Source organism: Leifsonia sp. Root227, from assembly GCF_001428745.1.
In the GTDB taxonomy this organism is placed as follows: domain Bacteria; phylum Actinomycetota; class Actinomycetes; order Actinomycetales; family Microbacteriaceae; genus Leifsonia.
In genome coordinates this window covers 86958-99375 of the sequence record NZ_LMIO01000002.1, presented here as the reverse complement: position 1 = coordinate 99375, position 12418 = coordinate 86958, and the positions used below count along the sequence as shown (strand labels likewise).

Genomic DNA, 12418 nt, shown 5'->3' with positions numbered 1-12418 from the left:
CCTCGTGCGGCGGCGGTGTCGGCCCCGTGCGGCGGCGGTGTCGGCCCCCGTGCGTCAGTACCCGCCGCGCTCCTCCTCCAGCTTGGCGAGGTCGCGCCAGATCAGCAGTCGCAGTCTGGCAGGGCGCTCCTCCTCGTAGTTCGCCTTGAGGGCCTCGACGCCCGAGAAGGCGTCGAGGCCCGCCTGGATCGCGCGGCCGACCTCGTCCCAGGCGTCCTGCCTGGCGCGCTCGACGATCGTCAGCAGCTCCTGCTCGGAGTCCGCCTTGGCCCGGAGTCCGTCCGCCAGCGCCCTCGCTGCCGCCTCGCGGAGCGCCAGGTTGCTGGTGTCGATGTCGCGGTAGTCGTGCGGATGGGTGGCGTCGCCGCCCAGCCCGACGACCGCGAGCCGCGCCTCAGCAGCGCGCTCGGCGGCCTGGTCCTGCTCGTCGGCGAGCTCGCGCAGCATCTCCGCCGCCTGCGCGATGTGCCTGGCAGGGTCGAACGGGTTGTCCTGCTGGATGGTGTCGACCACGATGTGGTTCTTCACCGCCATCCTCGTGGCGTAGTCGGCGAGGAGCATCCCCTCCTCCACGGACTGTTCGAGGGTCGGCGGAGCCGGTTCCTCGAGCGCGTCCTCATCGAACGGCCGGGTGCGCGGCGTGACCGCGCGCTTGCGGAACCAGTTCGGCCAGCGCATCCCTCTCCTCGGATCGCAGGCGGCACGAAAGAAGCGGTGCCGCCCTGCCATCCCATTCTGTCGGAAAACGGCGAAGGTGCGGCAGAGTGGTGACATGGCCGGTGTGCGATACGAGTTCGAGGCGGAGCTGTGGCGCTGGGAGGCGCGGCGCGACCTGTGGGTGTTCGCCAGGCTGCCGCTCGACGTGTCGGAGGACATCCGGCTGCAACCGCATCCCCCTGCCGGGTTCGGCTCTGTGAAGGTGATGGTGACGCTGGGCGGTTCGCGCTGGTCCACCTCGGTGTTCCCCGAATCGGCGGACGGCGCGTACATCGTCGCCATCAAGGGCTCGGTGCGAGCGAAGGAGGGCGTCGGGCTCGGCGATGTGGTGCGGCTCGGGATCGAGACGCTGCTGTAACGGGATGCGGTCTGCAGGGTGCGGGTTGCGGTCAGGCCGCGAGCATCCACACCGCCATCGCACACATCGCGGCGGCGGACGCGACCGGCAGCACGGCGGCGCGCGGCCGGTGCGTGACGGCGACGCGCAGCGCGCAGGCCAGGCACGCAGCGGAGAGCACGGCGACGGCCACGGCGAGCGCGACGACGAGCCAGGGGCCGCCGAGGTGGGCGGCGTGCGCGGTGGATGCGGCGGGTGCGGTGGATGCGGCAGATGCGTCGGTGACGGATGCGGGGACCGCGTGGCCGTGCACGGCGGCCAGCACGAACATGAGCGCCATCGCGAACGGTTCGAGCGCGAGGTGCGCGGTGCCGCGTCCGCGTCCGGTCGCGGCGACCACCGCGGCCGTCACCACCAGCGCTGCCGCCCAGACCCCACCGGGAATGGGGGCGACGCCGAAGGCGGAGGCCAGCATCGCCGCGGAGGCGAGCAGCGACAGTGCGGGAAGCGCGATCAGCGGCGCGGCAGCAGCACGGCGCGGTCCCATCCGCTTCGCCGCCCTGGCGACCGTCACGCTGCTCATCCCGCCACGCTAGATCCAGGCAGTCGCCCGTGGTGTGCCGCCCGCGCATCCCGCTTGCGTGCCCCGGCACGATTCGTCGTCCGGCGGGCAGAGGCGTGCACCGGCACGCGTGATACGATCCGTGTCACGGATCGTATACAGTGTCGTCCCGATTCAGATGAGGTGACCGTGCCATACCCGACAACGCAGGCCGTCAGCGCGTCACGCGTGACCACGTCCGTCGCGAGGAACTTCAGCGAGTTCCGCACGGCGGTGTCCGAGTCGTTCGTTCCCCTGCACGTGACCAGTTCCCGCCCAGACCCGTTCTGGGGGCGTATCCGGTCGGCGGACGCCGACGAGGTGCACGTCTCCGAGGTGAGCGCCGCCGAGCACGTCGTCGAGCGGACGCCGGAGCTCATCGCGCGCTCCGACCGGCACTACTTCAAGCTCAGCCTGCAGCTCTCCGGCACCGGCCTGCTCATCCAGGACAACAGAGAGGCCGTGCTGCAACCGGGCGACCTCGCCGTCTACGACACCCACCGGCCGTACTCGCTCGTCTTCGACGACGACTTCCGCACGATGGTCGTCATGTTCCCGAAGCACCTGATCGACCTTCCTGCGGACGTGGTCGCCCAGCTCACCGCTGTGACGATGAGCGGGAAGAGCGGCGTCGGCAGCATCATCGTGCCGTTCCTCGCCCAGCTCGTCGGCAACCTGGAGCAGCTCAACGGAGCAACGGGCGCACGGCTCGCGCACAGCGCCCTCGACCTGGTGACCACGATGTTCGCCAACGAGCTCGACATCGCCAGCGGCCCCGGCAACGCGCACCAGGCCCTGATGCAGCGCATCCGGGCGTACATCGACGCGAATCTCGCCTCCACCGACCTCGGCCCGACGCAGATCGCCGCCGCGCACTTCATCTCCACGCGGCACCTGCACGGACTGTTCCGCGAGCAGGGGACGACCGTCTCCTCGTGGATCCGCACCAGGAGACTCGAACGCTGCAGGCGCGACCTGCTCAACCCGCTCTACGGCGACCGTCCGGTGGCGGCGATCGCCGCACGCTGGGGGTTCGTGGACGCCGCGCACTTCTCGCGCGTGTTCAAGTCGACGTACGCGGAGTCGCCGAGCGAGCTGCGCGCTTCCGGCCGCGCCGCCTGACGCGCCCGGGCTGCCTGGGCGCGCATCCACCTCGATTTTGTCGGGGAGGGAACTGGGCTTGACGGTCGGGGCACGATGCGGCGTCCGCCATTGATGCCGGTGGACTCTGCCGCGCACGATGGGTCAGACCCGCGCGACGCAGCGCGGGCGGAAACGGAACCCGCATGCCAGGCACCGCCCTTCCCCCGACCAGCCGTCAGGTGGTCTTCCCCTCCGCTGGGGTGATCGAGACCGCCGAGCAGTCGCTCCCCTCCCCCGGACAGGACGACCTCATCCTGCGCGTCGCCCTGGTTGGCGTGTGCGCGACGGACCTGCACCTCCTCGCCGGGCATATCGGCGACCCGTTCCCTCTGGTGCCCGGTCACGAGTTCGTCGGAGAGGTCGCGGCCATCGGCGAGGCTGCTGCCGTGACCAGGGGGCTGTCCGCCGGCGACAGGGTCGCCGTCGAGATGCTGCTGCCCTGCCATGGCTGTGCGCGCTGCCGGGAAGGCAGGTACAACCTGTGCGAGGCGGATGACCCGTCCTCCGGGCTCCCGCACGGCCGCCAGCTCGGGGTGAACATCCCGCGCACCGTCTCGCCAGGGCTGTGGGGCGGATACGCGGAGCACCTGTACGTGCCCCGCGAGGCGATCGTGCACCGGCTGCCGGATGCGCTCGCCTGGGAGAGCGCCGTGCTGGTCGAACCGTTGGCGGTCGCCTGCCGGGCCATCGCCAGAGGGAGGGTCGCGCCGGGAGAGTCCGTGGTGGTGATCGGACCAGGACCGGTCGGCATCCTCGCCGCCGCCGCCGCACGCGCGGCAGGCGCAGGACGGGTGATCGTCGTGGGCACGCGGGCGAACCGGCTGGAGCTCGCGAGACGGTTCGGCGCTGACGCGGTGGTGAACTCCCGCGAGACCGACGCGGTGGATGCGGTCCACGCCGAGCTCGGCGGACGGCTGGCAGACGTGGTGATCGAGATCGCCGGCGCGACGGGCGCGCAGCAGCAGGCCGTGCGGCTGGTGCGGCGCGGAGGACGCGTCGTGCTCGCCGGGGCGTGCGGAGCGAACGCTCCCGTGACCTTCCTCGCCGACGAGGACCTGCTGACGCGCGAGATCGACCTGCTGCCCTCGTTCCTGTCTGCCGGCGGTTTCGAGCCGGCGATCCGGATGCTCGAACGCGCGGACTTCGACTACGCGTCGCTGGTCACCCACCGGTTCGGCCTCGATGAGGTGCGGGAGGCATACGACGTGATCGAGAACCGGGACGGCGGCGTGCTGAAAGCCGTGATCGACCCGAGCGTCGGGGTGTCGGCGCGATGAGCGGGGGCACCGGGAGCACCGGGAGCACCGAGAGGTTCGCCGGACGCATCGCGGCCGTCAGCGGCACCACCAGCGGGATCGGCCGCGGGATCGCCTCCCGGCTCGCCGCAGAGGGAGCGACCGTCTTCGGGCTCGACCTGGAGCCGGGCGGGATCGGCGAGCACGTGTACTGCGACGCCTCCGACGCCGCCGGCGTGGCGCACGCGGCGGCCGACCTGCTCGCACTCACCGGCGGCCGCATCGACCACCTCGTCGCCAACGCGGGCATTCGCGGATCGGACACGGCGGCCGAGGAGCTGCCGATCGCAGACTTCGACGCCGTGCTCGCCGTGAACCTCCGCGGGGTGTTCCTGACCCTGCAGGCGTTCGCGCCGACCATGCTCGCCGCTGGACGGGGCAGCATGGTGGCCGTCGCATCCATGTCGGGCAACCGGGTGGTGAACGTGCCGCAGCGCACGGTGCACTACAACACGGCCAAGGCAGGGGTGACCGCGATGGTGCGCACGCTCGCCGTGGAGTGGGGCGGCAGAGGGGTGCGGGTCAACACGGTCTCCCCCGGCTACGTGTCCACCCCGTTCCTCGACGGCGACACCGCCATGCACGCGCAGTGGCTGCCGAACACCGTCCCCGGCCGTTTCGCGACGATCGACGAGATCGCCGCAGGCACCCTCTACCTCCTCTCCGACGACGCCGGATACTGCTACGGCACCGACCTGCTGATCGACGGCGGATACTCCCTGCGCTGAGACGCGCGGACAACGAAAGGAACACGATGACGGACACCGAGCACGACCCTGCGACCGACGAATGGCGCACATACGACGAGTTCGCCGCGGGGATCGACACCTACCGGCTGCCGAACACCGACCTCTCTGGCACGGAGCTCGCACTCACCCTCGACGACGGCTCGACGCTGACACTGGCGTTCGAGACGGATGCCGTGGTGTGGACCTCCTCCGCTGCCGGCGGCGGCCGTGACCCGTACGACGCCGTCTCCGCCCGCGACGACGTGATCTTCGTCAACCTGCCGCTGACGAGCGTGGAGCGGGCGGCGATCACGGTCGTCTACTCGACCACGACGCACCGAGCGCTCGTCGCACACTCGGTGATCGGCGAGGAGGAGGTTGAGGGTACGCCCCGCGTGCGTCAGACGTTCCACGCAGCCGTCACCGACGCCGGCGAGCCCACCGGAGAGGTCCCAGGGCCGTCCCGCGACCTCATCGGCAAGCGCAACATCTACCGCTACAGCCCGCACCACCTCTACGAGCACGTCTACGTGTCGTCGCAGCGCTACGCCTGGCAGTGCCTGGAGGGCGTGCAGCGCGGACACGGCGACATGGACCTGTCCACCGTGTGGAAGTTCACCGACGGGCTCTACCTGTTCTGCTTCAGGGAATTCCGGATCGCGGTGGCGAGCGTCTGGCTGCACGACCTCGGCTACGACCTGCGCACCACGGGGATCTTCCTCGGGCTGAACGGCGCAGGCGAGTCGGAGCACTCGCGCGCCGGAGGCCACATCTACCCGCTCGGCTCCGTGTCGTACCCCGACGCGCACCCGGTCTGAACGCATCCGCAACCAGCAGCATCCACAGCCAAGCGCATCCACCGATCGGAGCACGACCATGACCAGCAACCACGACATCATCAAGGCCCACTACGACGCCAGCGACCGCGGAGACATCGACGGGATGCTCGCCCCGCTCGCCGCCGACGCCCGCTGGACCGAGATGGCCGGGTTCCCGTACGCAGGCACATACGTCGGCCCTGACGAGGTGCGCGCAGGCGTCTTCGAGCGCATCGGGGCGGAGTGGGACGGATACACGGCCGCGATCACCGAGCTGATCGACGGCGGAGACACCATCGTCGGCCTCGGCACGTACAGCGGAACGTTCAGGGCGACCGGCCGGTGGTTCGAGGCCAGAGTCGCCCACGTCTGGCGGCTCTCCGGCGGCGAGGTCGTCGCGTTCGAGCAGTTCACAGACACCGCGCGCGTCCGGGATGCGCTCGCGTAGGCACCAGAGCGCGCACGGGCAAGAAGGGTGCAGCCACAGGCAACTGACGGCATGGCACCCGGCCGTAGGTTTCAGAACGAGATGCCACGACGAAGTGGTCGTGGCGCAACCCGAGAGGCAGGGAAGCGCATGAGGAAACACGTGTTCTACGCCACCGCGGCGCTCGCGGCATCCGCAGCACTCGTGCTGAGCGGCTGCAGCGCAGGCGGCAGCGGAGACGGCAAGGCACCGATCGTGGTCGGATCGGTCAACACCAAGAGCGGACCGGCGACCTTCCCGGAGGCGTCGCTCGCCGCAGCGGCGGTCTTCGCCGACCAGAACGCCAAGGGCGGGATCAACGGTCACAAGATCGACTACAAGGCGCTCGACGACAAGGGCGACCCTGCCACGGCATCCGCCAATGCGCGCGAGATCGTCGGAAGCGACGAAGCCGTGGCGATGGTCGGCTCGGCGAGCCTGATCGAGTGCGAGATCAACGCGAAGTACTACGAGCAGCAGAAGGTCCTCAGCATCCCAGGAGTCGGGGTGGACACCGGCTGCTTCGACAGCCCCAACATCTCCCCGGCCAACGTCGGGCCGTTCAACGACATGACGCTCACGCTCTACTGGGGCTCGGAGGTCGCGAAGCTCGACAACATCTGCGTGCTGCTGGAGATCGCGGGAAGCACCCGCCCCGCGTACCAGAAGGCCATCGACACCTGGACGGAGATCACCGGCAAGAAGCCGCTGTACATCGACGACACCGTGCCGTACGGCGCGAGCGACTACACGCCGTACATCGTCAAGGCGAAGGACGCAGGCTGCAAGGCCCTCGCGATCAACCCGGTCGAGCCGGACGCCATCGCCCAGGTCAAGGCGGCGAACGCGCAGGGCTGGAAGGACGTGAACTGGCTCTACCTCACCAGCGTCTACAGCGACAACTTCGCCAAGGCGGTCAGTGACGCGGGAGCCGGCATCTACGTTCCTGCCGAGTTCTACCCGTTCACCGACGCATCCAGTGACATCAACAAGGACTGGCGCGACCTGATGACGAAGAACAACATCCCGCTCACGTCGTTCTCGCAGGGCGGATACCTCGCTGCCAAGTACTTCATCCAGGTGGCGGAGGGCATCAAGGGCGACATCACCCGCGAGTCGGTGACGAAGGCACTGCACGACATGCAGCCGATCACGAACCCGATGGTCGGAACGCCGTACACCTTCGGAACGGCGAAAGTGCACGACGGGAACACCGCCGGCTGGCCGATCAAGCTCGTCACAGGCAAGAACGCCTGGGAGCTGAACGGCGACGACTGGATCACGATGCCCAAGAAGTGACCACCAGCGGGGCTCGCCTTCCGTGCGGAGGCGAGCCCCGCATCCACTGTTTCTGAAAGGAGCCCGGATGCTGCAGGGCGCCCTCGCCGGCCTCGCCGCCGGTGGACTATACGCCGTGCTCGCGGTGTGTCTCACCCTGATGTCCCGCCTGGTGCGGGTCGTCAACTTCTCCCAGGCCGCGACAGGGATGTTCGGCGGCTTCGTGGCCGTCTGGCTGGTCAGCCACGCCGGCTGGCCGATCTGGCTCGGCTCGCTGGTCGGCGTGCTCATCGGCGGTGCGCTGAGTGCCCTGATCGGGCTCATCATCGCCACCTGGCTGCCGGAGGCGGACACCACGACGCGCTCGGCGGTGACCGTCGGGCCGCTGCTGCTGCTCATCTCGCTCTCCTTCATCCTGTTCGGCAACAAGCCGCAGCCGTTCAGCCCCATCCTTTCCGGGCCGGCGTTCTCGATCGGAGGGGTGGTGGTCAGCCAGGTCACGGTCGCCACGGTGGTGCTCGCGATCGCCGTCGCACTGGCCTGCCGCCTGGTGCTCACCCGCACCTCGATCGGCACCAAGCTGCGCGCACTCTCAGAGCGACCAACGACGGCCGAGCTGATCGGCATCCCAGCCCGGCCGCTGAGCGTGGCGGTGTGGGCGGTGACCGGGATCATCTCGGCGCTCGTCATCATCATCGTCGCCCCATCGCAGTCCAACGACGCGACCAGCCTGTCGATGCTCATCGTCCCCGCCTCCGCCGCCGCGCTGCTCGGGGCGTTCCGGCGACTCGACCTCGCCGTGATCGGCGGCCTCGTGCTCGGCCTGCTGAGCGGGCTGGTGGCGCAGATCGACGAGGTGTCGTTCATCCGGAACTTCCTGCCGTTCCTGTTCATCATCGGATTCCTGCTGTGGACGCAGCGCAAGGAGGTGTGGGATGCGGCGCGTTAGCGGCACCCCGGCGGCACGGATCGCCCTGCCGTTCATCGTCGGAGCCATCGGCCTCGCTGCCGGATACCTGCTCAGCGTCTCGCTCTCCGGCTACTTCGTCTTCCTCGCGGTGAGCGCCGTCGTCGCCGCCATCGCGATCCTCGGACTCGGCATCGTGACGGGCAGCGCCGGGATGATCGCCCTCTGCCAGCTGACCTTCGCCGCGGTCGGCGCGTGGATCGTCTCGCTGCTCAACGTGCTGAACGCGCCGGGCGGCTTCATCGTCTGGCTGATCCTCGGCGGCCTGGCGGCCGGGGTGGTCGGCGTGCTCGTCGGCCTGCCTGCCCTGCGGTTGCGCGGGGTGAACCTCGCGGTCGTCACCCTCGGTTTCGCCGCGGCGGCCGACGTCACCCTGGTGCAGATCCAGTTCCCCGGCTCGACGGACGGCGTCTCCGTGCTCCGGCCGGACGCGTTCAGCGATGACAGGTCGTACTTCTTCTTCAGCGTGCTCGTGCTGGTGATCTGCGGGATCGGGGTGTACTTCCTGCAGAGCGGGCGGTGGGGCTCGAGCTGGAAATCGGTCGCGTTCTCCGAGCGCGGCACCGCATCCGTCGGCGCCAGCGTCCCCGGCTCCAAGCTCACCGCGTTCGCCGTCAGCGCCACCCTCGGAGGAGTGAGCGGCGGACTGATCGCCGGGCAGGTGGGGCTGCCGTTCGCGAGCAGCTTCTCGCCCATCCAGTCGTTGGCGCTCTACGTGCTGGCGATCATGTCCGGCGCGTACCTCATCGACATGGCGATCTTCGGCGGCATCGTCTGGATCGCGGTGCCTGAGCTGCTGAAGCGGTGGGGCATCCCGCAGGACTGGGGATTCGTGATCTTCGGTGTGCTCGGCGTCCAGGCGCTGACCAGCGGGTCGAACCTGGGCCAGAGCATCCGGAACGCCTGGTGGAAGCGTCAGGCCGCGAAGCGTCCGGTGGAGCTGGCCGCTCCGCTCGCCGAGGAGCCAGGAAGGGATGCGGTGACCGCCGCTCCCCCGGCGACGGCTCCCGCGCCAGCAGACCCTTCCGCCGCTCCCGTGCTCGTCGTCACCGATCTCGGCGTCGCGTTCGGGCAGGTCAAGGCGCTGAACGGCGTGAGCCTCGCGGTGCCGCCGAACACGATCATGGGACTCATCGGGCCGAACGGAGCGGGCAAGTCGACGTTCGTCGACGCGGTGACCGGATTCCTGCCGCAGCACACCGGCTCCGTCTCGCTCGACGGACGCGACCTGCGCGGCCTGTCTGCCACGGCGCGCGCCAGGCTCGGCGTGCGGCGTACCTTCCAGCAGGACAGGGTGCCGCCGACGCTCACCGTCGAGGCGTACGTCCGCTTCGTCGCCCGCAGACGGCTCACCATCGCGGAGATCGACGACGCACTCGCGTTCTTCGGCTGCCCCACCGCCCGCACCCGCCTGCAGAACGTGGATGTGGGCACCAGACGCCTCGTGGAGGTGGCGGCCAACGTGCTCGCCCGCCCGCGCATCCTGATCCTGGACGAGCCGGCCGCGGGGCTCTCGCACGAGGAGCACCTGGAACTCGGCGCTCGGCTGCTGCAGGCGCCGGCCAGGTTCGGCATGTCCATCGTGCTGATCGAGCACGACCTCGACCTCGTACGCTCCGTCTGCTCGACCATCACGGTGCTCGACTTCGGCGAAGTGCTCGCCAGCGGGCCGCAGGCGGAGGTGCTCGCCGACCCCGCTGTCATGAAGGCGTACATGGGTGAAACGGAGATGCTGTGAACGCGCTCGTCCTGGAATCGGTCACGGTCAGCCGGGGCGCCGGTCCCGTCATCAGCGAGGTCAGCCTCGCCGTGGAGCCGGGGCGGATCACCGCGCTCGTCGGCCCGAACGGCGCCGGGAAGACCAGTCTGCTCGAGTCGATCTCCGGGATCGTCGCGCCGAGCGGAGGGACGATCAGCGTTGACGGCGAGTCGATCGCCAAGCTGTCGAGGGTGCAGCGCGCACGGCGCGGCATCGTGCACATCGAGCAGGGGCGCGCGATCTTCCCGTCGCTGACGGTGCAGGAGAACATCCGGCTCACCGCCGGCACGCAGGAGGGCGTCGACGAGGCGCTCGCCCAATTCCCAGAGCTGGAGAAGCGGCGGACGAGCGCATCAGGCCTCCTGTCCGGCGGCGAGCAGCAGATGGTGGTGCTGGCGCGTGCGTTCGCATCCAAGCCGCGGTTCCTGCTGATCGACGAGATGTCGCTCGGGCTCGCCCCGGTGGTGTTCATGCGGCTGCTTCCGATGATCAAGCAGTTCAGCGAATCCGGGGTCGGCGTGCTGCTGGTGGAGCAGTTCACGCACCTCGCCCTCGGCGTCGCCACCGACGCGCTCGTCGTCGCGGGTGGCCGCGTCACGTACGCGGGCACCGCGGCTGCCCTGCAGTCCTCCCCCGAGGTCCTGCACCGCGCATACCTCGGCGCCCCCTGACCTCTCCTCGCGGACGGGCGGGTCAGGCGTCGAGCGGGATGGTGGGGACGTCGACGATGTGGGCTCCGCCGTCCGCGACGATGGTAGCGCCCGTCACGTACGAGGACTCTGCTGAGCCGAGGAAGCGGATCACCGAGGCGATCTCGTCCGGCTGGGCGGGACGAGCCAGCGGAACGGCGGCCGTCACGATGCGGTAGCCGTCCTCGCGGCTCGCCAGCCCGGCAGCGCGAGCGAAATCGTCCATCTCCTCGTCGGCCATCGGCGTCTGCACCCAGCCGGGGCAGACCGCATTGACCCGCACGCCGTAGCGGCCGTAGTCGCGGGCGAGCGAGCGCGTGAGCCCGATCAGCGCGTGCTTGCCGACCGTGTAGCCGGCGACGCCTGGACCGGCGAACAGCCCGGCGAGCGACGACACGATCACGATCTGCCCGTGCGACTCGACGAGCTGCGGCAGAGCAGCCCTGGCGAGCACGAACGCCGTGGTGACGTTCGTGCGGAACGAAAGCTCCCACGCGGCGTCGTCGGTCTCGTCGACCGTCCCCACCCCGTGGCCGCCGGCGTTCGCGACCACCACGTCGATGCGGCCGAGCTCTGTCACGACTCTGCGCACCACCGCTTCCGCGTCCTCGCGCGCGCTCGCGTCGGCGACGACGGCGACACCGCCGGTCTCGGCGGCCACGGCGTCGAGCGGTCCCTGTCGCCGTCCGACCAGCACGACGTGCGCACCCTCCGCTGCGTAGCGGCGGGCGGTCGCGGCGCCGATGCCGGTCCCTCCCCCAGTGATGACGACGACCTTGCCGTCGACGGATGCTCGGCTCAGTGGCACGGCTGCCTGCTCTCTGTTGGTTGTCGGCCCCGCGCGCATCACGCGGGGAAGGACGAACGCGCCAGATACCCGAAGTCGGAGACGAGTGCGTGCCCGTTCACCGGCCGGGACACCGGCGACGCGAGGTAGAGCACGTGCCTGGCGACCTCGGCTGGGCTCTGCACGCGGAACTCCGCGTCCGCGAACCCGCCAGGCTGCACGCCGAGATCGGCACGCGCCATCGGGGTGTCGACGATCGACGGGCACACGGCGTTGACCCGCACGTCGTCCGCGGCGAGGTCGACGGACAGCGCCCGCATGAGCTGCAGCACCGCCCCCTTGGATGCGTTGTACGGCACCATCCCCGGCGCGGCGACGAAGCTCGAATCGGACGCGAGCAGCACGATGGACGGCGCCTCGGCCGACCGCAGGTGCGGCAGCGCGTGCTTGACGATCAGGAACGGCCCTGTGACGTTGACGGCGAGCACCGCGTTCCAGTCCGCCAGCGCGATCTCGTCGACGGGGGAACCGAACGGACCGGAGATGCCCGCGCACGCGATCACCGCATCCACTGTGCCCAGTGCGGTGGACGCAGCCGTGACAGCGGAGGACACGGACGCCTCGTCGGTGACGTCGACCTGGATCGCGACCGCCGCAGCACCGGATGCGCGCAGCTCGGCCTCCGCGGACGCCAGCCCCCGCGCATCCCTGTCGAGCAGCGCGACCCGTGCGCCCTCCGCGGCGAACGCGAACGCGCACGCCCGGCCGATGCCGCTGGCCGCGCCCGTCACGAGCACGCCGCGGCCGTCGAGCTGGAGCTCCATCTGCTGTGC

14 protein-coding genes are annotated in these 12418 nt (G+C 70.1%); 10 read left to right on the top strand and 4 right to left on the bottom strand.

Annotated features, from left to right (window positions below):
- Window positions 1-54 precede the first annotated feature (54 nt).
- Window positions 55-678, bottom strand: coding sequence for a hypothetical protein (locus ASE16_RS05395; protein WP_055891908.1), 624 nt, complete (start codon window positions 676-678; stop codon window positions 55-57).
- A 94-nt stretch (window positions 679-772) separates the two neighbouring features.
- On the opposite strand from ASE16_RS05395, the gene ASE16_RS05390 reads away from it, so the two are divergent.
- On the top strand, window positions 773-1075 hold the full coding sequence (locus ASE16_RS05390; protein ID WP_055891905.1) for a DUF1905 domain-containing protein: 303 nt from the start codon (window positions 773-775) through the stop codon (window positions 1073-1075).
- Window positions 1076-1106: 31 nt separating this feature from the next.
- On the opposite strand, the gene ASE16_RS20070 is transcribed toward ASE16_RS05390, so the two are convergent.
- On the bottom strand, window positions 1107-1637 hold the full coding sequence (locus tag ASE16_RS20070; RefSeq protein ID WP_055891902.1) for a hypothetical protein: 531 nt from the start codon (window positions 1635-1637) through the stop codon (window positions 1107-1109).
- Window positions 1638-1805: 168 nt separating this feature from the next.
- On the opposite strand from ASE16_RS20070, the gene ASE16_RS20065 reads away from it, so the two are divergent.
- The 9 genes from ASE16_RS20065 to ASE16_RS05340 all read left to right on the top strand — a co-directional run bounded on the left by ASE16_RS20065 (window position 1806) and on the right by ASE16_RS05340 (window position 10780).
- Window positions 1806-2777, top strand: a complete 972-nt coding sequence (locus ASE16_RS20065) for a helix-turn-helix domain-containing protein (protein ID WP_055894300.1) — start codon at window positions 1806-1808, stop codon at window positions 2775-2777.
- A 164-nt stretch (window positions 2778-2941) separates the two neighbouring features.
- Entirely contained in the window at window positions 2942-4075 is a 1134-nt protein-coding gene (locus ASE16_RS05375; protein ID WP_055891899.1) for a zinc-dependent alcohol dehydrogenase, read from the top strand.
- A complete protein-coding gene (locus tag ASE16_RS05370) occupies window positions 4072-4821 on the top strand; it encodes an SDR family NAD(P)-dependent oxidoreductase (RefSeq protein WP_055891896.1) in 750 nt (249 codons plus the stop codon). Before ASE16_RS05375 ends, ASE16_RS05370 begins: the two co-directional genes overlap by 4 nt.
- 26 nt (window positions 4822-4847) lie before the next feature.
- A complete protein-coding gene (locus tag ASE16_RS05365; protein ID WP_055891894.1) occupies window positions 4848-5639 on the top strand; it encodes a MoaF C-terminal domain-containing protein in 792 nt (263 codons plus the stop codon).
- A 58-nt stretch (window positions 5640-5697) separates the two neighbouring features.
- Window positions 5698-6087, top strand: coding sequence for a nuclear transport factor 2 family protein (locus ASE16_RS05360; RefSeq protein ID WP_055891890.1), 390 nt, complete (start codon window positions 5698-5700; stop codon window positions 6085-6087).
- Window positions 6088-6216: 129 nt separating this feature from the next.
- Window positions 6217-7404 carry an ABC transporter substrate-binding protein gene (locus ASE16_RS05355; protein WP_055891889.1) on the top strand — a complete coding sequence of 396 codons (1188 nt, stop codon included), beginning with the start codon at window positions 6217-6219 and terminating at the stop codon, window positions 7402-7404.
- Window positions 7405-7471: 67 nt separating this feature from the next.
- Complete coding sequence (locus ASE16_RS05350; protein ID WP_055891884.1) at window positions 7472-8332, top strand: branched-chain amino acid ABC transporter permease; 861 nt, start codon at window positions 7472-7474, stop codon at window positions 8330-8332.
- Window positions 8319-10088 (top strand): ATP-binding cassette domain-containing protein, encoded by a 1770-nt coding sequence (locus ASE16_RS05345; RefSeq protein WP_055891881.1) that lies wholly within the window; start codon window positions 8319-8321, stop codon window positions 10086-10088. The genes ASE16_RS05350 and ASE16_RS05345 overlap by 14 nt, the downstream gene beginning before the upstream one ends.
- Window positions 10085-10780 (top strand): ABC transporter ATP-binding protein, encoded by a 696-nt coding sequence (locus tag ASE16_RS05340; RefSeq protein WP_055891879.1) that lies wholly within the window; start codon window positions 10085-10087, stop codon window positions 10778-10780. Before ASE16_RS05345 ends, ASE16_RS05340 begins: the two co-directional genes overlap by 4 nt.
- Window positions 10781-10802: 22 nt before the next feature.
- Here the strand turns inward: ASE16_RS05340 and ASE16_RS05335 are convergent, their stop codons facing one another.
- Window positions 10803-11645 (bottom strand): SDR family NAD(P)-dependent oxidoreductase, encoded by an 843-nt coding sequence (locus tag ASE16_RS05335; RefSeq protein WP_055894299.1) that lies wholly within the window; start codon window positions 11643-11645, stop codon window positions 10803-10805.
- Window positions 11645-12409, bottom strand: a complete 765-nt coding sequence (locus tag ASE16_RS05330) for an SDR family NAD(P)-dependent oxidoreductase (RefSeq protein WP_055891876.1) — start codon at window positions 12407-12409, stop codon at window positions 11645-11647. Before ASE16_RS05330 ends, ASE16_RS05335 begins: the two co-directional genes overlap by 1 nt.
- Window positions 12410-12418: the final 9 nt, after the last annotated feature.